The organism is Mycolicibacterium sp. XJ662, assembly GCF_053484035.1.
This window is the reverse complement of sequence record NZ_JBEFTL010000002.1, coordinates 153,801-176,606: the sequence shown is the minus strand read 5'-3', so window position 1 is coordinate 176,606 and position 22,806 is coordinate 153,801. Positions and strand designations below refer to the sequence as shown.

General features: G+C 68.3%; 23 protein-coding genes. 14 read left to right on the top strand and 9 right to left on the bottom strand.

From position 1 onward, the window contains the following. Positions 1 to 6: 6 nt before the first annotated feature. Entirely contained in the window at positions 7 to 840 is an 834-nt protein-coding gene (locus ABQE93_RS08110) for a class I SAM-dependent methyltransferase (protein ID WP_448407050.1), read from the top strand. Between the two features lie 44 nt (positions 841 to 884). After that, positions 885 to 2,048: an acyl-CoA dehydrogenase gene (locus tag ABQE93_RS08105; RefSeq protein WP_448407051.1), complete on the top strand. Its 1,164-nt coding sequence runs from the start codon at positions 885 to 887 to the stop codon at positions 2,046 to 2,048. A gap of 75 nt (positions 2,049 to 2,123) precedes the next feature. On the opposite strand, the gene ABQE93_RS08100 is transcribed toward ABQE93_RS08105, so the two are convergent. From ABQE93_RS08100 to ABQE93_RS08090, 3 genes are read right to left on the bottom strand one after another with little or no spacing between them, the layout of a single operon-like run. Then, on the bottom strand, positions 2,124 to 3,563 hold the full coding sequence (locus ABQE93_RS08100) for a multicopper oxidase family protein (RefSeq protein WP_448407052.1): 1,440 nt from the start codon (positions 3,561 to 3,563) through the stop codon (positions 2,124 to 2,126). 60 nt (positions 3,564 to 3,623) lie between these two features. Beyond that, positions 3,624 to 4,331 (bottom strand): TIGR03089 family protein, encoded by a 708-nt coding sequence (locus ABQE93_RS08095; RefSeq protein WP_448407283.1) that lies wholly within the window; start codon positions 4,329 to 4,331, stop codon positions 3,624 to 3,626. A gap of 2 nt (positions 4,332 to 4,333) precedes the next feature. Next, entirely contained in the window at positions 4,334 to 5,806 is a 1,473-nt protein-coding gene (locus tag ABQE93_RS08090; protein WP_448407053.1) for an LCP family protein, read from the bottom strand. Positions 5,807 to 6,126: 320 nt separating this feature from the next. Between ABQE93_RS08090 and ABQE93_RS08085 the strand changes: the two genes are divergently transcribed. Both ABQE93_RS08085 and ABQE93_RS08080 read left to right on the top strand, forming a co-directional pair. Next, a complete protein-coding gene (locus ABQE93_RS08085; protein ID WP_448407054.1) occupies positions 6,127 to 7,020 on the top strand; it encodes a glycosyltransferase family 2 protein in 894 nt (297 codons plus the stop codon). 1 nt (position 7,021) lies between these two features. Then, complete coding sequence (locus ABQE93_RS08080) at positions 7,022 to 8,098, top strand: mannose-1-phosphate guanylyltransferase ManB (protein WP_448407055.1); 1,077 nt, start codon at positions 7,022 to 7,024, stop codon at positions 8,096 to 8,098. Between the two features lie 17 nt (positions 8,099 to 8,115). Here the strand turns inward: ABQE93_RS08080 and ABQE93_RS08075 are convergent, their stop codons facing one another. Genes ABQE93_RS08075 through cofD form a run of 3 tightly spaced genes read right to left on the bottom strand, consistent with a single transcriptional unit; the run spans position 8,116 to position 10,990 of the window. After that, the gene (locus ABQE93_RS08075; RefSeq protein ID WP_448407056.1) at positions 8,116 to 8,667 is read right to left on the bottom strand and encodes an NUDIX hydrolase; all 552 of its coding nucleotides are present in this window, start codon (positions 8,665 to 8,667) and stop codon (positions 8,116 to 8,118) included. Further along, on the bottom strand, positions 8,664 to 10,013 hold the full coding sequence (locus tag ABQE93_RS08070; protein ID WP_448407057.1) for a coenzyme F420-0:L-glutamate ligase: 1,350 nt from the start codon (positions 10,011 to 10,013) through the stop codon (positions 8,664 to 8,666). The genes ABQE93_RS08075 and ABQE93_RS08070 overlap by 4 nt, the downstream gene beginning before the upstream one ends. Beyond that, positions 10,010 to 10,990 (bottom strand): 2-phospho-L-lactate transferase, encoded by a 981-nt coding sequence (gene cofD, locus ABQE93_RS08065; protein WP_448407058.1) that lies wholly within the window; start codon positions 10,988 to 10,990, stop codon positions 10,010 to 10,012. The genes ABQE93_RS08070 and cofD overlap by 4 nt, the downstream gene beginning before the upstream one ends. Positions 10,991 to 11,296: 306 nt before the next feature. Between cofD and ABQE93_RS08060 the strand changes: the two genes are divergently transcribed. After that, positions 11,297 to 11,692, top strand: a complete 396-nt coding sequence (locus ABQE93_RS08060; RefSeq protein WP_448407059.1) for a WhiB family transcriptional regulator — start codon at positions 11,297 to 11,299, stop codon at positions 11,690 to 11,692. 10 nt (positions 11,693 to 11,702) lie between these two features. Here ABQE93_RS08060 and ABQE93_RS08055 read toward each other — a convergent pair whose 3' ends face one another. Beyond that, the gene (locus tag ABQE93_RS08055) at positions 11,703 to 12,125 is read right to left on the bottom strand and encodes a metallopeptidase family protein (RefSeq protein ID WP_448407284.1); all 423 of its coding nucleotides are present in this window, start codon (positions 12,123 to 12,125) and stop codon (positions 11,703 to 11,705) included. A 131-nt stretch (positions 12,126 to 12,256) separates the two neighbouring features. Between ABQE93_RS08055 and ABQE93_RS08050 the strand changes: the two genes are divergently transcribed. The 4 genes from ABQE93_RS08050 (at position 12,257) to manA (ending at position 16,499) form a co-directional block, all read left to right on the top strand. Then, the gene (locus ABQE93_RS08050; RefSeq protein WP_448407060.1) at positions 12,257 to 12,676 is read left to right on the top strand and encodes a DUF3499 domain-containing protein; all 420 of its coding nucleotides are present in this window, start codon (positions 12,257 to 12,259) and stop codon (positions 12,674 to 12,676) included. A 94-nt stretch (positions 12,677 to 12,770) separates the two neighbouring features. Beyond that, positions 12,771 to 14,177, top strand: coding sequence for a phosphomannomutase/phosphoglucomutase (locus tag ABQE93_RS08045; protein ID WP_448407061.1), 1,407 nt, complete (start codon positions 12,771 to 12,773; stop codon positions 14,175 to 14,177). Next, entirely contained in the window at positions 14,174 to 15,256 is a 1,083-nt protein-coding gene (locus ABQE93_RS08040) for a TobH protein (RefSeq protein WP_448407062.1), read from the top strand. Before ABQE93_RS08045 ends, ABQE93_RS08040 begins: the two co-directional genes overlap by 4 nt. Positions 15,257 to 15,260: 4 nt before the next feature. Then, positions 15,261 to 16,499, top strand: coding sequence for a mannose-6-phosphate isomerase, class I (gene manA, locus ABQE93_RS08035; protein ID WP_448407063.1), 1,239 nt, complete (start codon positions 15,261 to 15,263; stop codon positions 16,497 to 16,499). Positions 16,500 to 16,503: 4 nt separating this feature from the next. Here manA and ABQE93_RS08030 read toward each other — a convergent pair whose 3' ends face one another. Together ABQE93_RS08030 and ABQE93_RS08025 are read right to left on the bottom strand one after the other, a co-directional pair. Continuing rightward, complete coding sequence (locus tag ABQE93_RS08030; RefSeq protein WP_448407064.1) at positions 16,504 to 17,442, bottom strand: DUF808 domain-containing protein; 939 nt, start codon at positions 17,440 to 17,442, stop codon at positions 16,504 to 16,506. After that, positions 17,439 to 18,818, bottom strand: coding sequence for an FAD-dependent oxidoreductase (locus tag ABQE93_RS08025; RefSeq protein WP_448407065.1), 1,380 nt, complete (start codon positions 18,816 to 18,818; stop codon positions 17,439 to 17,441). Before ABQE93_RS08025 ends, ABQE93_RS08030 begins: the two co-directional genes overlap by 4 nt. 52 nt (positions 18,819 to 18,870) lie before the next feature. Between ABQE93_RS08025 and ABQE93_RS08020 the strand changes: the two genes are divergently transcribed. From ABQE93_RS08020 to alkX, 5 genes are all read left to right on the top strand, one after another. Next, positions 18,871 to 20,340 (top strand): amino acid permease, encoded by a 1,470-nt coding sequence (locus ABQE93_RS08020; protein ID WP_448407066.1) that lies wholly within the window; start codon positions 18,871 to 18,873, stop codon positions 20,338 to 20,340. 150 nt (positions 20,341 to 20,490) lie between these two features. Beyond that, positions 20,491 to 21,702 (top strand): alkane 1-monooxygenase, encoded by a 1,212-nt coding sequence (locus ABQE93_RS08015; RefSeq protein ID WP_448407285.1) that lies wholly within the window; start codon positions 20,491 to 20,493, stop codon positions 21,700 to 21,702. Further along, complete coding sequence (locus ABQE93_RS08010) at positions 21,702 to 21,872, top strand: rubredoxin (RefSeq protein ID WP_448407067.1); 171 nt, start codon at positions 21,702 to 21,704, stop codon at positions 21,870 to 21,872. Before ABQE93_RS08015 ends, ABQE93_RS08010 begins: the two co-directional genes overlap by 1 nt. Positions 21,873 to 21,891: 19 nt before the next feature. Next, entirely contained in the window at positions 21,892 to 22,071 is a 180-nt protein-coding gene (locus ABQE93_RS08005) for a rubredoxin (RefSeq protein WP_448393099.1), read from the top strand. A 46-nt stretch (positions 22,072 to 22,117) separates the two neighbouring features. After that, positions 22,118 to 22,750, top strand: a complete 633-nt coding sequence (gene alkX, locus ABQE93_RS08000) for a TetR family transcriptional regulator AlkX (RefSeq protein ID WP_448407068.1) — start codon at positions 22,118 to 22,120, stop codon at positions 22,748 to 22,750. Positions 22,751 to 22,806 lie beyond the last annotated feature (56 nt).

The window sequence follows — 22,806 nt, the reverse complement described above, 5'->3', positions numbered from 1 at the left end:
AACCCGATGGAGCGCAATTACGCACGGTACCGGGCTGTCGGGCATCGGGTGGTCACCGGATTCTTAGAGCCTGAGGTCCTGTTGCTGCTCGATGCGTTGAACTCAGCGCAGCGCGCCAAACAGGTGTCGGGCGCGGTGGCCGAAATCGGCGTGCACCACGGCAAGCTGTTCATAGGGTTGCGGTTGCTGCAGCGTCCCGGGGAAAAGTCGGTCGCCATCGACATCTTCGGCGACCAGGATCTCAACGTCGACGGATCCGGACACGGCGACCTGGCCAAGTTCGTCAACAACGTGAACCTGTGGTCGTCGATGGACGACGTCGTGATCCACCAGGGCGATTCGACGAAGCTATCCCCGCAGACGCTGCGGGACCTGGCCGGCGGCGACATCCGGTTCTTCAGCGTCGACGGCGGCCACACCGACGAGATCGTGTACTCCGACATGAAACTTGCCGAGGCCACGCTCGCCGACGGCGGCATCGTCATCGCCGACGACGTGTTCAACCAGCAGTGGCCCGGCGTCGCGGTCGGCACGCTGCGCTACCTGCAGGAGGGCGCGAGGCTGGCGCCGTTTCTGATCGGGTTCAACAAGGTCTTCTTCGCCCAGCCCGACTACTGCGGGCTGTACCGGGCCGAGGTGGAGTCCGCGGTCAGCGGCAAGGTGCGGCTGGCGACCGGCGCGTCGGTGTTCGCCGGGCACGACGTGGGTCTGGTCGCCCCGCAGGGGCCGGTGGACCTGCTGCGCCGCAGCGCCACCATCCGCTCGCTTTACCACCGCACGTACCGTGAAATGGTGCGCGGCCTGCAGGTCGTCTCGGGTCGCGGCGGATCGGCCCACTGAGCATGACGCCGGTAAAGTTACCGGCGAGTAGCAAGGAGTCTGTGATGGCGATTGGCAACCCGTCTTTCGACGCTTTCAAGCTGTCCGACGAGCACAACGAGCTGCGGTCGGTGCTTCGCGACCTGTGCGAGAAAGAGATCGCACCGCACGCCGCCGACGTCGACGAGAAGGCGCGCTACACCGACGAGGCGCTGGCGGCGCTGACCTCCGCGGGGATGGCCGCGATCCACATCCCCGAGGAGTACGGCGGCCAAGGCGGTGACTCGGTGGCGGCTTGCATCGTCATCGAAGAGGTGGCGCGGGTGTGCGCGTCCTCGTCGCTGATCCCGATCTGCAACAAGCTGGGCACGATGGGCCTGCTGCTGCGCGGCAGCGAGGAACTCAAGAAGCAGGTGCTGCCGTCGATCGCCGCCGGCGACGCGGCCGCCTCCTACGCCCTGTCCGAACGTGAGGCGGGCAGCGACGCGGCGTCGATGCGGACCAGGGCGCGCCGCGAGGGCGACGAGTGGGTGCTCAACGGCACCAAGTGCTGGATCTCCAACGGCGGCAAGTCGACGTGGTACACGGTGATGGCGGTGACCGATCCGGACAAGGGCGCCAACGGCATCTCGGCGTTCGTCATCCATAAGGACGACCCCGGGTTCTCGGTGGGCGCCAAGGAAAAGAAGATGGGCATCAAGGGTTCGCCCACCACCGAACTGTATTTCGAGAATTGCCGCATCCCCGCCGACCGGATCATCGGCGATGAAGGCACCGGTTTCAAGACGGCGCTGGCCACCTTGGACCACACCCGCCCGACGATCGGGGCCCAAGCCATCGGCATCGCCCAGGGCGCGCTGGACGCCAGCATCGAATACGTCAAGGAGCGCAAGCAGTTCGGCAAGCGCATCGCCGACTTCCAGGCGGTGCAGTTCATGCTCGCCGATATGGCGATGAAGGTCGAGGCCGCCCGGCTGATGGTTTACACCGCCGCCGCGCGCGCCGAACGCGGTGAGCCCAACCTCGGGTTCATCTCGTCGGCGTCGAAGTGCTTTGCCTCCGACGTGGCGATGGAGGTCACCACCGACGCCGTGCAGTTGTTCGGCGGCTACGGCTACACCACCGATTTCCCCGTCGAGCGGATGATGCGCGACGCCAAGATCACCCAGATCTACGAGGGCACCAACCAGATTCAGCGTGTGGTGATGTCCCGCGCCCTGCTGAAATAGCTGCGGCTTTCTCCGTCAGCAGACGCAAAAACCCCAAACTCCGGTGCTTTAGGGGGCTTTTGTGTCTGCTCGCGCTCAGGCGTACTCGATGAAAGTGGCCATCCCCGCCTCGAGGTGATACGTGTTGTGGCAGTGGGTGATCCATCGGCCGGGGTTGTCGGTGTCGAAGTCGATCTCGACGGTGCGCAGCGGCGCCACCAGCACGGTGTCCTTGCGGGCCAACGGAGTCGAGCCCGAACCCATCACCTGGAACGTGTGGCCGTGTAAGTGCATCGGGTGAAACATCTTCGACTCGTTGACGTAGCGGATGCGCACCCGCTGGCCGGGGCGCACCGGGTAACCGTCGTTGGGCGGATCGTATTGCCTGCCGTTGATCGTCCAGTTGTAGCCGCCCACCGGCCCGGCCAAGCGCATGTCGATGCTCTGGTCGACGGGCACACCGGGCAGGTTCAGGTCGGGCGGGGCGCTCAGCGTCGCCGTGTCCAGCGGGGCCTGCGTGCGCAGCGCGGCGACGTAGTCGTCGGTGTTGACCGCGCTGGCTTTGTCGCCGACGCGCATGTTCAGCTGCGCGTAGCCGTCTTTGCGGTACGCCGCCGCGATCACCGGCACCGATGCCTTCAGCGTGACGATCGCATCGACCCGCTCACCCATTCCGAGGATCACCGAGTCGGTGTCGACCGGTTGCACCGCGAACCCGTCGGTGGCGATCACGTGCAGCCGGTGGTTCGGCACCCCGACCTGAAATGCCGTGTCCGAGCCCGCGTTGATGACCCGGAGCCGGATACGTTGGCCGGCACGGTAATCCATTACCTGCGGGTCGGTGGTGACCCGCCCGTTGATGAGGTAGTACGGATAGGTGACGTCGCCGCCGTCGTCGCCGAGCGGGGTCGACGGCGTGATGCCCGCGTCCGGCAGTTCGGGCATCGCGGGCATCCCGACCTTCCTCAGCTCGGCCAGCACCTGGTCCGGGTCGCGGCCGGTGCCGTCGACCCAATCATCAAGCACCACAACGAGTTCATCGTCGTAGTCGGCGCCGTCGGCCGGGTCTTCGATGACCAGCGGGCCGTAGAGGCCGCGATCGAGTTGTGTGCCTTCGTGGGAGTGATACCAGTAGGTGCCGGCATCGGGTACGACGAACTCGTAGGTGAAGTCTTTGCCGGGAGCCACCGCGGGCTGTGTCAGCACCGGCACGCCGTCCATGTCGTTGGGTATCGCCAGCCCGTGCCAGTGGATGGTGGTGGGGGCGGGCAGCTTGTTGGTCAGCTGGGCCCGTAGCCGCTCGCCCTTGCGCAGGCGGATCTCCGGGCCCGGCAGCCGGTCACCGTACGCCCAGGTGGGTACCTGTACGCCGCCGAGGTCGACGTCGGTCTGCACGGGTGTGAACGCGATGTCGAAGCCCGGCGTGGCCGCCGCCTGCTGGGCCGACGCCGGCTCTGCGGTACGCGTCGAGCATGCGCCCACCACACCGGCCGCCAGGCCGGCCGACAGCACGAGAAAGCCGCGCCTGTCGAGCACGGGTCCAGCGTGGCACCACAACGCGGCCGTCGCTTGCGAAACCGCAAATTAATCGGCCCGTCAGCCCCTGGTGACCTTCTCCATCTGTCTGCGCCGCTCGAGCGCGGCCGGATCCGGGTTGGCGACTTGCACCAGGGACGCGCCCACCGCGAACGGCGCCAGCAGGTGTTCGATGAGCGTCTCGGCGCTGTCCCAGGACGCGCTGGAAAGCACCCGGTCGCGCGCGGTCAACCCGTGTGCATCCGCCGACGTCCGGGCTTCGGCGAGCACGTCGGCGACCGAGCGGCCGTCCAACGCCGGGCCCGGGCTTGGCTCGGGAACGATCTGGTCGCCGTGCACCCGCACGGCGGTGGCGTAATCGGTCACGCCGACCGGAAGGTCATCGACCGGCTTGCCGAACGGGTCCAGCGACAGCACCGCGACCTCGCCGACGCCGACGGCGGCGTCCGCGTCGGACAGCCGGTCCACGGTGCACAGCGCGACGTCGGCCTCGCCTGCCCCCAACACCACTTCCGCGCCGATCCACCAGATCCCGAACAGCACCGCGGCGCTCTGCCAGTGCGCGGGCAACAACACCGCGACGCGGCTGCCCGGCCCGGCGCCCAGCTCGTCGCGCAACAGGTTGCCGGTCTTGGCGGCCCAGTTAATCAGTGTGGCCGTTGACAATTCGATGCGCTCACCGGTGGCGTCGTCGTAGTAGGTGATGCGCGGACCCGCCGGGTCGGCCGCCATCAGCGGATCCAGGATCGCCGAACTGACCGTCGACACGGCTAGTTGACGCACTGCGGGTCATCGGAGCCCGCGGTGATGATCTGGGGCGGGGGCGGGGTGCCGTCGGTCGAGGCGGTCGATCCGACGGCGAGCGCGTCGACCGAGGTCAGCGTCGGGTCGGTGCCGTCCAGACCCGAGCCGGGACCGGTGTAGTCGTCGGCCAGCACCACCCGCACCGTGCCGGGCGGCACCGAGGGGTCTTCGACAACCGCAAGCCCACCCAGGTCGGCGGCCACCGCTTGGGCGCCGAGGTCATCGGCGGCGGCCTGCACCTGGCTGCTGGACAGCGGTTCGCCCTCGTGGTTACCGGTGATGCCGCGGGTGAATCCCTTGTTGGCCAGCACTTGTGACACCGCTGCGGCCAGGCCGTTGACATCGGTGCCATTGAGGACGTCGACGGTGGTCTTGTCCGGCGTGTACGCGAGCTCTTCGGTCTTGCCTTCGTCCTGGTCGGTCAGCAGGCCGGCCACCCACTCCCTGACCGCGGTCGGATCCACCCGGACCACGCTCTGCATGCCGTCGTCGCTCCAGCCGTTCTCCTGCAGCCACGGGATGGTCGCGAACGCGACGTTACCGGCGGCGAGGTTCTGCAGATGCTGGGCGAATTCCATGACGTCCCAACCGTCGGACAACACGACCGAACGTTGGACGGCCTCCTGCAACCGGTTCAGCGTCGCGGGGCTGGACAGAGTCTTACCGGAGATCACCTTGTGGGCGAGCGAGGCCATCACCGCCTGCTGGCGGGTGACCCGGTCGAGGTCGCCGCGCGGGAGGTCGTGGCGCTGCCGGACGAAGCTCAACGCCTGCGGGCCGTTGAGCGTCTGCCAGCCCGCCGGGAAGTCCGCACCTGAAAGCGGTTCGTACACCGCTTCTTTCAAGCACACCTCGACACCGCCCAAGGCGTCGGTTATCAGCGAGAAGCCCAGCAGCCCGATCTCGGCGTAGTGGTCGACGGTGACACCGGTGAGGTTCGCAACGGTCTTGATCAGCGCCTCGCGGCCGGCTTCGGCGGCCATCGGCTCGGCCACGGCCGGGTCCATGCCCTTTTCTTCGACGAGTTCCTTCATCCGCTCCAGATGGACCGAGCCGTACACGCCGTTGATCTTCATCTTGGCCACCCCGGGCGCCTCCACATAGGAGTCGCGGGGGATCGAGATCGCCGTGGCGGACTTACCGTTGTTGGGCACCCGCACCAAGATGATCGTGTCGGTGTTGGTCGCCTCGTCATCGCCGGCCCGCAGCATCGCAAGTTCTTCCTGCGACAACGGGTTGCCGTGGGCGTCGGTGCGGCTGTCCATGCCGACCAGCAGGATGTCGATCGCGCCGTCCTCGCCGCCCCCGCCGAGCGCGACCGGGGAGATCTGGTTGATACCGGCTTCAAACGAGCGAATCTTGCCCCAGGCGGCGCCCGTGCTGATCAAGACCAACAGTGCCGCCGACACGGCGATGACACGAATCGTGCGCGCGGGCATCAGCCCAGGCTACTTGCGCATCGCCCACATCCCGGGTAGCGCGCGTCGGCGTGCCAGAGTCGTGACCTCGGCTCAGCGTGACTCGGACCGACTCGTTAGCTGCGGCGGCGACGCCGCGTGGGGCGGCGTCCTGGCAGGTCAGGACCCCTCGGCGGGGGCTGTGGTGGCGCCGACGTCGCCGCCGGTGTGACATCGGCGACAGCGCGGCCCGTCGGGGCGGCGACGCGCTGAGTTCGGCGCGCGGTCGGGCACGGCTAACCTCTACGCCGTGAGCGACAATTTGGTGGCCGTCGCGTGAGCGACAATTTGGCGGACGTCGCGTGAGCGACAATCTGGTGGTCGTGACGGTGACGTATTCACCGGGGCCCCACCTCGACCGGTTTCTGGCGTCGCTGTCGCATGCCACCGACCGGCCGGTGACGGTCATCATGGCCGACAACGGCTCCACCGACGGTGCTCCCGAAGAAGCGCTGCAGCGCTACCCCAATGTGCGCCTGCTGCCCACCGGCGCCAACCTCGGCTACGGCAGCGCGGTAAACCGTGCCGTCAGCGAGTATCTGAAAGATACTGAGGCGGCGGCGTATTCGGACTTCCTCGTCGTCGCCAACCCCGACGTGCAATGGGGTCCGCGCAGCATCGACATCCTGCTGGAGGCCGCGGCGCGGTGGCCGCGCGCCGGTGCGCTTGGCCCGCTGATCCGCGACCCCGACGGCTCGGTGTACCCCTCGGCACGCCACCAACCGAGCCTGATCCGCGGCGGCATGCACGCGGTCGTCGGCCCGGTGTGGCGGTCCAACCCGTGGACCGCCGCCTACCGCCAGGAGCGACTCGAGCCCAGCGAACGCCCGGTCGGTTGGCTGTCGGGCTCGTGCCTGTTGCTGAGGAAGGCGGCGTTCGACGAGATCTCGGGCTTCGACGAGCGCTATTTCATGTACATGGAGGACGTCGACCTGGGTGATCGCCTCGGCCGGGCCGGCTGGCAGAACGTCTATGTGCCGGCCGCCGAGGTTTTGCACGACAAGGGCCACGCGGCCGGCCGCGACCCGGCCCGCAACTTGGCCGCCCACCACACCAGCACCTACACTTTCCTCGCGGATCGGTATCCGAGGTGGTGGCAGGGTCCGCTGCGTTGGACCATCAAGGGGGCCCTCGCGGCGCGCGGGGGGCTGGTGGTACGCAATTCGCAACGCAACCGCGGGAAAGGACGGCGTTAGCGTGAATCCGGCAGAGGTAGACGCCGTCGTACTGGTCGGTGGGCTCGGCACGCGGCTGCGGCCGCTGACGCTCTCGGCGCCCAAGCCGATGTTGCCCACGGCAGGCCTGCCGTTTTTGACCCACCTGTTGTCCCGGATCGCCGACGCCGGCATCGAACACGTCGTGCTCGGCACCTCGTACAAGGCCGCGGTCTTCGAGTCGGCATTCGGTGACGGTTCCAAGTTGGGTCTGCAGATCGATTACGTCGTCGAAGACGAACCGTTGGGCACCGGCGGCGGCATCGCCAACGTGGCGTCGAAACTGCGCCACGACACCGCGCTGGTTTTCAACGGCGATGTGCTGTCCGGCGCCGACCTGCGCGCACTGCTCAACTCCCATGAGGAGAACAACGCCGACGTCACCCTGCACCTGGTGCGGGTCGGTGATCCCCGCGCGTTCGGCTGTGTGCCGACCGACGCCGAGGGCAGGGTCACCGCGTTCCTGGAGAAGACGCAGGATCCGCCAACCGATCAGATCAACGCCGGCTGCTATGTGTTCAAGCGTGAGGTGATTGACCGCATCCCCAAGGGGCGGGCGCTTTCGGTGGAGCGGGAAGTGTTTCCCGGGTTGTTGGCCGACGGCCTGCGGGTGTGCGGTTACGTCGACGCCACCTACTGGCGTGACATGGGCACCCCCGAGGACTTCGTGCGCGGCTCGGCCGACCTGGTGCGCGGCATCGCCCCGTCGCCCGCGCTCGGCGCGCCCCGCGGCGAGGACCTCGTGCACGACGGCGCGAGCGTGGCACCCGGCGCGCTGCTGATCGGCGGCACGGTGATCGGCCGCGGCGCCGAAATCGCCGGGGGCGCACGGCTGGACGGGGCGGTGATCTTCGACGGCGCGAAGGTCGGGGCCGGCGCGGTGATCGAACGCTCGATCATCGGCTTCGGTGCCCGCATCGGCCCCCGGGCGCTGATCCGCGACGGGGTGATCGGCGACGGCGCCGACATCGGTGCGCGCTGTGAGTTGTTGCGCGGCGCGCGGGTGTGGCCGGGCGTGACGATCCCCGACGGCGGCATCCGCTTCTCCACCGACGTCTAACTTGCGATTTCGGCGCGCTAACGCCCCGTGCGGGTCCATTTGCGCGCCGAAATCACCAATTGCCGCAAGCCGAAGTCGCAGTCGTCGGGCAGGGCGTCCAACGGCCACCAGCGCAGATCCAACGACTCGTCGCTGCAGGCGATTTCGGCGCCTGCCGGTGCGTGCACGATGAACTGCATGTCGAGGTGGCGCGTCGGCACACCCAAGGAACACGTCACCGGGTGCACGTGTAGCGCGGCCAGGTCGGGATCGATCGCCAGCCCGTCGATCCCGGACTCCTCGACCGCCTCCCGCAGCGCGGCCGCCACGATCGTGGAATCGGAGGGCTCACAGTGTCCACCCAGTTGCAGCCAGCGGCCGACCCGCGGATGCAGGGTCAGCAGCGCGCGGGTTCCGGTGTGGTCGAGCACCAGCGCCGATCCGGTGATGTGGCCGGGCACGCACTCGCGCAGGCAACCGTCCGGACGCGCGGCCAGAAACGCCAGCACCGCGTGGCGCAGCGTGTCCTGACCGGGATCGGTTGTGTGCCAACGGCTCAGCGTCTCGACCGCCGAAGCATGCAGGCTCACTTGCGCACCAGCAGATCGTCGGTGGGCACCGGATCACGGGGTCCGGCAGCGGCCGGGCCTTCTTCGGGGTATCCGATCGCGATGGCGCCCAACGGCTCCCAATCCTCTGGCAAGTCGAGCGCGTCGCGCACCAGGTCGGCCGCGAAGATCGTCGAACCGATCCAGCAACTACCCACCCCGCGCACCGCGAGCGCGACCAGCAGCCCCTGCACCGCCGCTCCGACCGCGACGGTGAACATGGTGTGTTCGGCCGCCGTGCGCTCGGCATCGGGATAGCTGTGCGCACCGTCGGGAACCAGAAACGGGATCACGACTTCGGGTGCGTCATACAGGATCTGGCCGCGGGCGACCCGGCGCTCGACGGCGTCCTCGGGTCGGCCGTCGGCGCGCAGGTCCGCGCGCCACTTGTCCTTCATCCGGTCCAACAGCGCAACCCGCCGGGCGCGGTCCTGCAACCAGACGAACCGGACCGGCCGGGTGTGGTGGGGCGCCGGGGCGGTGAGTGCCTCGCCGACGGCGGCCTCGATGACGCCGGCGGCGACGGGTTCGGCGGTGAAGCGGCGCACCGACCGGCGCAGCAGTTGGGCCTGGGAGCGGCCGAGCGCGATCGCCTCCTCGGTGCCCAACCAGAACAGGTCCTCCTCGCCGGGCCGCAGCAGGGTGCGGGCCGTGGATGCGTCGTCGGGCAGCGACAACCCGCGCACCACCGCGACCGGAATATCGGTCAGCTTGCCCTTCACCAGATCGGCGGCCGCGGCGATCTCGTCGGCGACCGCGATCTCGGTGACGATCAGGTCGTTGCCGTGCCGGTCCTGCGACCCGGCGTAGCCGTGGAGCACGGTGAGGCCCGCGGCGCCGATCGCGGCGTCGATCTGGCCGTTGCGCCAGGCCCGGCCCATGGTGTCGGTGACCACCACGCCGACGGTGACGCCGAGGCGCTCACGCAGTTCGGTGCGCAGGGCCGCCGCGCTGCCGTCGGGGTCGACGGGCAGCAGCGCCAACTCGGTCGACCCGACGTTGGAACCGTCAACGCCGGCGGCCGCCTGGACGAGCCCCAGCGCGTTCTCGGTGATCAACGTGCGCCCCTTGCGGGCCAGGACTCGCACGGCCTCGGCGTCGATGAGCTTGCGGCGCAACGCGTCACGTTCGTCGGGGTCAGACGGTGCGGCGACGATACGGCCTTCGCACTTGGAGATCACCTTGCTGGTGACGACGACGACGTCGTTGTCGCGCAACCAGGGTGCCGCGGTCGCGATCGCCGCCGCCAGGTTGTCACCGGGCCGGAACTCCGGTAGTCCCGGCACGGGCAGCAGTTCGACCGCGGCCGCCGATCCGTGTTCGGTCACGGTTTCACACCGGCCAGATCCAGCCCGGCGCGCACCATTTCGGCTGTGGTCGCCGGATCCTTCATCAACAGCGGCACCGCCCGCACCTCGACGCCGTCGATCGCGGCGGAGTCACCTTCGTGCACCAGCCAGCCGTCGAGAATGCCGACGCCCGAACGCGCGCCGTAGTACTGGCCGATCGCCTCGGAGGTGCTCTGCACCCCGATCACCGACAGGCATTCGTCGGCCATGCCGCGCAACGGTTTTCCGCCGATCACGGGGGAGTAGCCGATGACCCGTGCCGGGGTGGAGCGCAATGCGGCACGGATGCCGGGGACGGCCAGGATCGCGCCGATGCTGACCACCGGGTTGGAAGGTGCCAGCAGCACGACGTCCGCCGTCGCGATCGCCTCGGCGACACCCGGGCCTGCGGTGGCGGCATCGGCGCCGACGAACGCGAAACTGTGCGTGGGCACCTGCGCGCGGTAGCGCACCCACCACTCCTGAAAGTGGATGGCGCGCTTCTCACCGTCGCTGGGATCGGTGATGACAACGTGGGTTTCGCTGCGGTCATCGGTCACCGGCAGCAGACGCGCCCCGGGTGACCACCGCTTGCACAGCGCCTCGGTGACTTGAGACAGCGGATAACCGGCCCGCAGCATCTGGGTGCGCACCAGATGGGTGGCCAGGTCGCGGTCACCCAACCCGAACCAGTCCGGCTGCACGCCGTAGGCGGCGAGTTCCTCCTTGGCGTGCCACGTTTCGTTGCGATGGCCCCAGCCGCGCTCCGGGTCGATGCCGCCGCCGAGGGTGTACATGCAGGTGTCGAGGTCCGGGCAGATCCGCACACCGAACATCCATGCGTCGTCTCCGACGTTGACGATCGCCGTCAACTCGTTGGTCGAGTCGTCGCCGAACTGGCCCAGCCCGAGAAGATGCTGCACGCCCAACAGGAACCGCGCACCGCCGACCCCGCCGACCAGAACCGTGACCTTCACATCGAACGAGAGTAGGCCGTCGCGGTCGAAGCGGTTCGCGCAGGAGCACTGCAATGGGGCGGGTGTGACAGACACGCCGATCAACGACTCGCCGAGAATCGGTCACGGAATGGTATGAAATTCTGTTCCAACGCTTGACCGCAGCATCTAACGCGTGTGTAATCACAGCAGTGTCATTTCGCGGTTGGCCTGCCGGTTCCGGTGTCGCAGACCGAGATTCGATCACTTGTTCGAATGGGATGGCCACATCTCAACAGCGAGGCTCCATTTCAAGGGATCTACGAGATCAGGTGAGGAGGCGGGAAGATGTCTTTTGAGCAAGGCCATTTCGATCGTGTGGTTCCGTTCGATGACCGACTGTTCGGCTCAGTAGGCAGCGCGCCGCACACCAATATCGGACCGGCACCGGCTGCGACGCCCACGCGTCCGCAATTGAGTCTGGTACCCGACCCAATTGATGTTGCGCCGCCATTGACTCCCGAGGACGACCTCTGGCAAGAGCGCGCACTGTGCGCTCAAACCGATCCGGAGGCGTTCTTTCCGGAGAAGGGCGGCTCGACGCGGGAGGCGAAGCGGATCTGCCAGGGCTGCGAGGTGAAGGACGCCTGCCTCGACTACGCGCTGGCCAACGATGAACGTTTCGGCATCTGGGGCGGGCTCTCCGAGCGCGAGCGCCGCCGCCTCAAACGCGGCATCATCTAGTCCGCGCGCTCTACTCGTCGTCGATCGTCGGGTCGATGACAGAAGGTTCGACCCCCAGATAGGTGGCCACCTGAGCCACCAGAATTTCATGCAACAGATCGCCGAGTTCGACGGTGTCGTTGGCCCGTCGCTCGATCGGCTTGCGAAACAGCACAATTCGGGCCCGAGTGGAATTGCCCCGCACGTCCACGCCCGCCGGGATCAACCGCGCCAGCGCGATCGGGCCGTCCGCGACCACCTCGGGTGGCCACTGCATGGTGTCGGGATCCTTCAGCGAGATCCGCGGTATCTCGTCGACCGCCACGTCGAGCGCGGACAGCCGCTCATGCCAGCGCCGCTCGATCGGTTCGTAGGCCTCCAACACCGCCATGTCGAATCGCTCGGCGCGGCTGCGCCAGCCGGGCACGGTTGGGGGAAGCAGCGGCCCGCGCATCTCCCGGCCGCGGCGCGATCGCATACGTGCCCGTTCGGCCACGGACACGATCGTAACGGTTGGAGATCGGCCGTCCGGGCACTGCGCGTGTCCAGCAGCTTGCCGGGTGCGTCCGCGATAGCCTTCCGTGCGTGAACGTTCCCCGTCGCTGCTGCCGGCCCGGGTGCCCTCACTATGCGGTCGCGACGCTGACCTTCGTCTACTCCGACTCGACCGCGGTGGTGGGCCCGCTCGCCACGGTGTCTGAGCCGCACTCGTGGGACCTGTGCGTGGTGCACGCCGGCCGGATCACCGCGCCGCGCGGCTGGGAGCTGGTGCGCCATGCCGGACCGCTGCCGTCGCACCCTGACGAAGACGATCTGGTCGCGTTGGCCGAGGCGGTCCGTGAGGGACGCGACGTCGCACCTCCGGTCAACGGCGTCGCCGCCGGCTTTTCCGACCCGACCACTCCGACGTCCGGTGGCACGCTGGTGGCGCCGCCGACGAAGCGGCCTGCATCCAACGGGCGCCGCCGGGGCCACCTGCGGGTGTTGCCCGACCCCACCGATTGAGTCACCTCGAAGCCGGCCCGGCCCGGAGTAGCGGCCGTGCAGGCAGCGTCTGACGGCTAGGCTGGCGCCAGTAGTCCACGTCACAAGGAGCTATATGTCTCGGCCCGCCGCGGCGGTTCATCGCGTCATCAAGGCCTATGACGTGCGTGGCTTGGTTGGTGAGGAACTCGACGACGCGTTCGTCGCCGACGTCGGCGGTGCGTTCGCGCGGCTGGTTCGCGACACAGAATCTCAGGTGTCGCAGGTGGTGGTCGGCCACGACATGCGGGCCAGCTCACCGGCGCTGGCCGCCGCCTTCGCCGAGGGTGTGATGGCCCAAGGTCTCGACGTCGTACGGATCGGGCTGGCGTCGACAGATCAGCTCTATTTCGCTTCGGGTCTGCTGGATTGTCCCGGCGCCATGTTCACCGCCAGCCACAACCCGGCCGCCTACAACGGCATCAAGCTGTGCCGGGCCGGTGCCAAACCCGTCGGCAAAGACACCGGGCTCTCGGCCATCAGCGAAGAGGTCATCGCGGGCGTGCCCGGCCATGACGGCCCGCGGGGCACGATCAGCGACCGCGATGTGCTCGCCGACTACGGCGAGTTCCTACGGTCGCTGGTGAACCTGACCGATCTGCGTCCGCTGAAGGTGGCCGTGGACGCGGGCAACGGGATGGCGGGCCACACCACACCCGCGGTGCTCGGCCCGATCTCGGCGGTCACCGTGGAACCGATGTACTTCGAGCTCGACGGCACGTTCCCCAACCACGAGGCCAACCCGCTGGACCCGGCCAACCTGCTGGACCTGCAGGCCCATGTCGTCGAGTCCGGCGCCGATATCGGGCTGGCCTTCGACGGGGACGCCGACCGGTGCTTCGTCGTCGACGAGTTGGGCCGCCCGGTGTCGCCGTCGGCGGTGACCGCGCTGGTCGCCGCGCGCGAACTGGGCCGCGAGATCGGCGCGACGGTGATCCACAACCTGATCACTTCGCGGGCGGTGCCCGAACTGGTCGCCGAGCGTGGCGGCACACCGGTGCGCTCCCGCGTCGGGCACTCCTATATCAAGGCGTTGATGGCCGACACCGGCGCCATCTTCGGCGGCGAGCACTCCGCGCACTACTATTTCCGCGACTTCTGGGGCGCGGACTCCGGCATGCTCGCCGCGCTGCACGTGCTGGCGGCGCTCGGCGAAGCGGACCGGCCGCTGTCGGAGTTGATGGCCGACTACCAGCGCTACGAGGCCAGCGGCGAGATCAACTTCACGGTCACCGACGCCGAGGCGTGCGTGGACGAGGTGCTCAAGGCGTTCGGCCCGCAGATCGAATCGATCGACCACCTCGACGGCGTGACCGTCGACCTGGGTGACGGCAGCTGGTTCAACCTGCGCATGTCCAACACCGAGCCGTTGCTGCGGCTCAACGTGGAGGCCCGCACCGTCGAGGAGATCGACACGATCGTCGGGCAGGTCTCCCAGACCGTGGACGCTCAGATGCCCGAGGAGTCAGGGGCCGTCACGTGAACGCGACGCGCGCCACCGTCGACCTCGACGATGTGGACGGTCTGCTCGCCGCCGACCGGGACGGTTTGCTGCGCGCGGCGTCGATGGCCGGCGCGCAGGTGCGCGCGACCGCCGCCGCGCTCGCCGAGGGCGAACTGGACGGCCTGCGCGCCGAACAACCACCGCGCACCCTGATCTGGCTGGCCGATCGCGGCAACGGCCAGACGGGCGGGGCGCTGCTTGCCGCCGCCGTCGGCGGGTCGGTGACCGCGCCGATCGTCGTCGCGGCGGAGGTGCCGCCCTGGATCGGCGCGTTGGACGTGCTCGTCGTCGCGGGCGACGATGCCGGTGACCCGGTGCTGGTGTCGGCGGCGGCCACCGCGCTGCATCGCGGCGCCCGCGTCGTGGTGGTGGCGCCGTTCGAGGGCCCGCTGCGCGACGTGGTCGCGGGCCGCGCCGTCGCGCTGGCGCCGCGGGTGTGGGTGCCCGAGGAGTTCAGCCTGGTGCGCTACCTCGCCGCCGGGTTGGCGATCTTGTCCGTCGTGCAGCCGAGCATGCGGGTCGACCTCGAGGCGTTGGCCGATGAACTCGACGCCGAGGCGTTCCGCAACAGCGCCGCCCATGAGCTGTTCACCAATCCCGCCAAGACGCTGGCCGACCGCATGGCCGACCGGCAGGTGGTGTTGGCCGGTGACACTCCGGCGACGCTGGCGTTGGCGCGGCACGGCGCCGCGGTGATGTTGCGCGTCGCGCACCGGGTGGTCGCGGCGGCCGGCCTGGCCGACACGGTCGCCGCACTGCGCGCCGGGTTCGGTGGTGTACCCGGCGTCGACCCGTTGTTCCATGACGAAGAGATCGACGGCCCGCTGCCCGAGCGGGTGCGGACCTTCGCGCTGACCACCGACGCCGAACGGCAGGTCGTGGTGGCGCGGGTGAGCGGGCTCGACGACGTCGACGTGCTCGACGCCGAAGACGTGCCGGAGGCGCCCAACGGCGAGGGCGCCCCGACCTCCGGTAACGGCCGCCCCGAACGGCAATTGGCGACCCTGGCGGTGCGGTTGGAGATGACGGCCGTTTATCTGAAACTGGTTCGAGGTTAAGCAAGTGCACCTGCTACGTGGCGCGGTGCGGACCTATGCGTGGGGTTCGCGGACCGCGATTGCCGATTTCACTGGACGGCCAAGCCCCACAGCACATCCCGAGGCGGAGCTGTGGTTCGGCGCCCACCCGGGTGACCCGGCGTGGCTGCAGACCGACGACGGTGAGCGCTCGCTGCTGGACACCTTGAGTGAGGATCCGGAAGGCCAACTGGGCGCGGCGGTGTGCAGCCGGTTCGGCGACAGCCTGCCGTTTCTGCTCAAGGTGCTCGCCGCCGACGAACCGCTGTCGCTGCAGGCGCATCCGAGCGCCGAGCAGGCGGTGGAGGGGTTTCACCGCGAGGAGCGGGCAGGCATCCCGATCTCGGCACCCAACCGCAACTACCGCGACCCCAGCCATAAACCCGAAATACTCGTCGCCCTAGGGCAATTCGAAGCGCTGGCCGGGTTCCGGCCGGCGGGGCGCACGGTCGAGTTGATGCGCGCGCTGGGCGTCAGCGCCCTGGACCCGTTCATCAACCTGCTCGGCGGCCAATCCGACGCCGACGGTTTGCGCGCCCTGTTCACCACCTGGATCACCGCGCCGCAGCCCGACATCGACGCGTTGGTGCCCGCGGTGCTCGACGGCGCCATCAACTACGTGCGCTCGGGTAAGCGCGAGTTCGCCGCCGAGGCCAAGACCCTGCTCGAGCTCGGCGAGCGCTATCCCGGCGACGCCGGTGTGCTGGCCTCGCTGCTGTTGAACCGGATCAGCCTGGCACCGGCCGAAGCCATCTACCTGCCCGCAGGCAACCTGCACGCCTACCTGGAGGGGGTGGGCGTCGAGGTGATGGCCAACTCCGACAACGTGCTGCGCGGCGGGCTCACCCCCAAACACGTCGACGTGCCCGAGCTGCTGCGGGTGCTCGACTTCACCCCCGCGGCCGATGTGGTCATCCGTCCCGAAATAGCCAGGGACAGCATGGAAGGCGGTATGGAGCTGGTCTATGACACGCCCGCACCGGAATTCGCGGTGTCGGTGCTGTGCATCGACGGCGACCAGCTCGGCCACGAGATCGACGCGCCGACCCGCAACGACGGCCCGCAGATCCTGTTGTGCACGGAGGGGTCGACGGTGGTGCACGCCAAGTCGGGCAAGGTGACGCTTCAGCGCGGCTCGGCGGCGTGGGTGTCGGCCGACGACGGCCCGATCCGGTTGGTCGCCTCGGAACCGACGAAGCTGTTCCGTTCCACCGTGGGAATCTGACGGCTCAGTGCTTGTCGTCGCGGCCGAACGGCAACACGTGCATGACCGCGACCACCACGGACCCGACAACCAGGCCGATCACCGCTGATGCTGCGGTGTTGACGAGCCAACTCGTCAGCGCGCCGATACCTTCGGCGGCGTGGCGGACGAACTCCTCGGCGTGGTGGACGAGCCCGTAGGGGGCATGCCAGCCGACCTCGTCGGTGCCGACGAGAAGGATGTGGCCGCCCACCCACAACATCGCCACCGTGCCGATTACCGACAGCGCGGCGAGCAGTTTGGGCATCCCGGCGACCAGGCCCCGGCCGATCTTCTGCGCGGCCGCCGAGGTCCGCTGCGTCAGGCTCAGCCCGACGTCGTCCATCTTGACGATGGCCGCGACGACGCCATAGACCGCGGCGGTGATGACCAACGCGACCACCACGAGGATGATCAACCTGGGCCAGAACCGTTCGCCGGCGACCTCGTTGAGCGCGATCACCATGATCTCCGCGGACAGGATGAAGTCGGTGCGGATCGCGCCTGCGGTCATCTGCTTTTCGACATCACCGCCGACCGCCGTGGCCGGCACGGCGTGGTCGTCGTGGCCGAGCACACGGCCCCATACCTTTTCGGCGCCCTCGTAGCACAGATACGTCGCGCCGATCATCAGCAGCGGGGTCAGCAGCCACGGCAGGAACTCGCTGAGCAGCAGCGCCGCGGGCAGGATGAACAGCAGCTTGTTGCGCAACGACCCGATCGCGATGCGCTTGATCATCGGCAGTTCGCGGTCGGCGGTGATGCCCTGCACGTACTGCGGCGTCACCGCGGTGTCGTCGACCACGACGCCGGCCGCCTTGGCCGTCGCGCGTCCGGCGGCGGCGCCGATGTCATCGACCGACGCGGCCGCCAGCCGGGCCAGCGCCGCGACGTCGTCGAGGAGCCCGAACAGCCCCGCGCTCATCGTGTTTCTCTCATCGCTTCGAAGATTACCGGCTCTTTGACGGCCCGCTTCTGCGCCAGCCACAGCCGCATGTTGTGACGGATCGTGCGGGCGACCAGGCGCGGTGACGGCACCATGTAGAGGCTGTCGAGCAGGCTGAACCGGCGCAGGAACCATTCGGCCAGAACGGGATCCGTCTCGGCGGCGCCGAGGAACTGGTCGAACAGCGAACCCACCGGTTTGTACCACCACGGTGAGGGCCCGGTGGCCCGGTGCATGGTCAGGTCGCCGATGGCGTTCATGGTCCACACCGGAAACGTGGTCTTGGCGGTGGCGCGCAGGGTTTCGCGGACCACGTCGGCGCCCGGCGTCTCGAGGGCGCGCCGCAAATGCCCGGCCTGAAGCGACGTCATCGACATGCCCTGGCCGAACGTGGGATTGAAGCTCACCACGGCATCGCCGAACGGCAGGATGCCGCCCGGCAGGCGCTGCAGTTTGTCGTAGCGGCGCCACCGGCTGGCCGGATATTTGTGGTGGGCGACGTCGTCGAGCGGGGTGCCGCGCCGCAGCGCGGATGCCACGTGGGCGGGCAGGATCTCGTCGGCCAACGCGCACATCTGCGCGAAGTCCTGTGGCGGCGCGACCTTGCCGACACCGAACGTGGTGATGTTCCAGATGCCGTCCTCGTAGAGCAGCATGCCGATTCCCAGCGGCTGCTCCGCCGACGCGCCCGCCACGACGACCTTCTCGCTGAGCAGGCCGTCGGGAACCTGGACGCGCTGGCTGGTGTAGGCGATGCCGACGAACACGACGTCCTCGCGGGGCCGCTCATAACCCCAGTTCTGCAGCCATACCGGTAACCGGGTACCGCGGCCGGTCGCGTCGACCACCAGATCCGCAGGCAGCACCGCGCCCGATTCCAGGTGCACCCCGGTCACCCGCTCGCGCGCGGAATCGAAGCGCGGTTGGGTGACCGCCGCGTGGATGAACTCGACGTTGTCGAGCGCCGAGACCCGTTTGCGGATCTGCCATTCCAACTGCGGGCGGCTGGGCACGTAGGCGGTGAACTCGTTCTGCAGCCGATGCGCGGTGCCGAGCACATGACCGGCCGCACCGAAGTGGATGCAATCGGGCCGGTTCTCCAGGATCGGCACACCCTCGGAGACCATGCCGTCGAGCAGTCCGGGGAAGTGGGTTTCGAACTCCTGGGCGCCGCGCGCCATCAGCAGGTGCACGTGCCGGCCCTGCGGGACGGCAGAACGGTTGGCGGGCGCATCGGGCAGTTCGTCGCGCTCACAGAGCGTCACCCGGTCGTAGAAGTCCGACAACACCCGCGCCGCACACAGGCCGGCGATGCTGGCCCCGATGACAACCGCGTGTTCGGCAGTCCGCCCCATTGAGCAGAGGGTACTCGCTACATTGCGGTCAGCGGATCAGGAAGGAATGCCAATGACGCGGCGGACCAAGTCGGTAGAACAGTCCATCGCCGACACCGACGAACCCGGTACGCGGCTACGCAAGGACCTCACCTGGTGGGACCTCACGGTGTTCGGCGTCTCGGTGGTGATCGGCGCCGGTATCTTCACGATCACCGCGTCGACGGCGGGTAACCTCACCGGCCCGGCCATTTCGATCTCGTTCGTGATCGCCGCGGCCACCTGCGGGCTGGCCGCGCTGTGCTACGCCGAGTTCGCGTCGACGGTGCCGGTGGCGGGCAGCGCCTACACGTTCTCCTATGCGACGTTCGGTGAGTTCATCGCGTGGATCATCGGCTGGGACCTGATCCTCGAGTTCGCCGTGGCGGCCGCGGTGGTCGCCAAGGGCTGGTCGAGCTATCTCGGCACCGTGTTCGGCTTCGGCGGCGGCACGGTCAATGTCTTTGGCCTGCAATTGGATTGGGGCGCGCTGCTGATCATCGCGTTCGTCACGTTCATCTTGGCGGTCGGCACGAAGCTCTCGGCGGGGGTGAGCCTGGCGATCACCGTGATCAAGGTGGCGGTAGTGCTGCTCGTGGTGGCCGTCGGCGCGTTCTACATCAAGGCGGCGAACTATTCGCCGTTCCTGCCGCCCGCGGAAGCCGGCCAGGGCGGCAGCGGCCTCGAGCAGTCGTTGTTCTCTCTGATGACCGGCGCTCAGGGCAGCAGCTACGGGTGGTACGGCCTGCTGGCCGGCGCGTCGATCGTGTTCTTCGCCTTCATCGGGTTCGACATCATCGCGACCACCGCAGAGGAGACCAAGTTTCCCCAGCGCGACGTCTCGCGCGGCATCCTGGCGTCGCTGGCGATCGTCACCGTGCTCTACGTGGCGGTCGCGATCGTGCTGACCGGCATGGTGCACTACACCGAGTTGCGCGCGGCGGGGGAGGACGCCAACCTGGCCACCGCGTTCGCCGCCAATGGAGTGGACTGGGCGGCCCAGGTCATCTCGATCGGCGCGCTGGCCGGCCTGACCACCGTCGTCATCGTGTTGGTGTTGGGTCAGACCCGGGTGCTGTTCGCGATGTCACGGGACGGCCTGCTGCCCCGCGGGCTGGCCAAGACCGGCGCCCGTGGCACGCCGGTGCGCATCACGCTGCTGGTCGGCGCGGTGGTCGCGGTTACGGCGTCGGCGTTCCCGATGGACAAGCTCGAGGAGATGGTCAACATCGGCACGCTGTTCGCGTTCGTGTTGGTCTCGGCCGGGGTGATCGTGCTGCGGCGCACGCGCCCGGACCTCAAACGCGGCTTCCGCGCGCCGGGCGTCCCGTGGCTGCCGATCGCCTCGATCGTGGCGTGCATCTGGCTGATGCTCAACCTCACCGCGGTGACATGGATCCGGTTCCTGGTCTGGATGGCCATCGGCGTGGTGCTGTATTTCCTGTACAGCCGCGGCCACTCGGTGCTGGGCCGCCGGGAGGCCGACTCGATTTCGGTGCGGTAACGCTCGCTCAGCGACCCTTAGCGCACCCAAATCGCTGACGTAGGTTTTACAAATCGACCGTCTGTGTCTAGACAACCGACACGAAGGCCTCTATAGTCAAACCCCAGACGTGATGGCATTCACTTCGGGAGGCTTGCAGTGACCACGCATATGACCGAACCCCAGACCACCGAACAGTGGCGGGACAAGAAGCGCTACCTGTGGCTGATGGGGCTGATCGCGCCGACGGCGCTGTTCGTGATGCTGCCGGTGGTGTGGGCGTTCAACCAGTGGGGCTGGCACGTGGCCGCGCAGGTGCCGTTCTGGATCGGTCCGCTCCTGGTCTACCTGCTGCTGCCCGCGTTGGACCTGCGCTTCGGACCCGACGGGCAGAACCCGCCCGACGAGGTGATGGAGCGGCTGGAGAACGACAAGTACTACCGGTACTGCACCTACGCCTACATTCCGTTCCAGTACGCGAGCGTCATCGTCGGCGCGTACCTGTTCACCGCCTCGGACCTGAGCTGGCTGGGCTTCGACGGCGGGCTGGGCTGGCCGGCCAAGATCGGCCTGGCGCTGTCGGTGGGGGTCCTCGGCGGCGTTGGCATCAACACCGCCCACGAGATGGGGCACAAGAAGGACTCGCTGGAGCGCTGGCTGAGCAAGATCACGCTGGCGCAGACCTGCTACGGGCACTTCTTCATCGAGCACAACCGCGGCCACCACGTCCGGGTGGCCACCCCGGAGGATCCGGCGTCGGCCCGGTTCGGGGAGACGTTCTGGGAGTTCCTGCCGCGCAGCGTGTTCGGCTCGCTGAAGTCGGCCTGGGAACTGGAGGCCAAACGGCTCGAACGGGCCGGAAAGAGCAAGTGGCATCCGTCCAACGACGTGCTCAACGCGTGGGCGATGTCGGCGGTGTTCTACGGCGCCCTGATCGCGGTGTTCGGCGTCGCGTTGATTCCCTACATCGTGATTTCGGCGGTGTACGGCTTCATGCTGCTGGAGACGGTCAACTACCTCGAGCACTACGGCCTGCTGCGCCAGAAGCTCGACAGCGGCCGCTACGAGCGCTGCACGCCCGCCCATAGCTGGAACTCCGACCACATCGTGACCAACCTGTTCCTGTATCACCTGCAGCGGCACAGCGATCACCACGCCAACCCCACCCGGCGCTACCAGACACTGCGCAGCATGGCCGGCGCGCCCAACCTGCCCAGCGGCTACGCGTCGATGATCACGCTGACGTACTTCCCGCCGCTGTGGCGCCGCGTGATGGACCACCGGGTGCTCGACCACTACGACGGCGACATCACCCGCGTCAACATCCACCCGCGGGTGCGCGACAAGGTGGTGGCCCGGTACGGGAAAAAGGAGAGTGCCTGATGGCGTCCTTCAAATGCCCCGGGTGCGAATACGTCTATGACGAGGCCAACGGCGAACCGCGCGAAGGCTTTCCGGCCGGCACCCCGTTTTCCGACATCCCCGACGACTGGGGCTGCCCGGACTGCGCGGTCCGCGAGAAGGTCGACTTCCAACCCGCCGGAACCAGTTAACGCAACGAAGGGAGAGACCGTGGACTACAAGGTGTACGAATGCCTGGTGTGCGGGTTCGAGTACGACGAAGCCAAGGGTTGGCCCGAGGACGGCATCGCGCCCGGCACCCGCTGGGAGGACATCCCCGAGGACTGGACCTGCCCGAACTGCGGCGCGGCCAAATCGGACTTCGAAATGGTCCAAGTCGCCCGCCGGTGAGGCCGTCTTCGCGAGCGCGGCGGCAGAAAACGCTAATGTCGCGCGTGTGAGTCCACCGCGCACGAAGCGAACCGCGCAGCGCGTCCCCTACGCGGAAGCGTCCCGGGTGTTGCTGCGTGACTCCATCCTGGACGGTATGCGCGACCTGCTGCTCACCCGCGACTGGTCGGCGATCACGCTGTCGCACGTGGCCAACGCCGCCGGCATCAGCCGCCAGACCATCTACAACGAGTTCGGATCGCGCCAGGGCCTGGCGCAGGCGTACGCGCTGCGGTTGGCCGACCGCCTCGTCGACCACGTCGACGAGGCGATCGAGGGCAACGTGGGCGATGTCTACTCGGCGTTCCTGCAGGGTTTCCGCGACTTCTTCACCGAGTCGGCCGCCGACCCATTGGTCATGTCGCTGCTGACCGGCGAGATCAAACCGGACCTGTTGGCGCTCATCACCACCGGCAGCGGCCCGATCATCAACCACTGTTCGCAGCGGCTGACGGCGACGTTCGTGCACAGCTGGGTGGCGTGCAGCGGCGACGACGCCGGCATGCTGGCCCGCGCGATCGTGCGGCTGGCGATGAGCTATATCTCGATGCCACCGGAGGCAGATCACGACGTCGCGGCGGACTTGGCTAGGCTGCTTACGCCGGCCGCTGAACGCTACGGTGTGATCGCCACCGATTAGCCACGACGCTGGCCGGGCAAGCTTGAGTACAACCGCATGCCCCAGAAAGCCCCAGG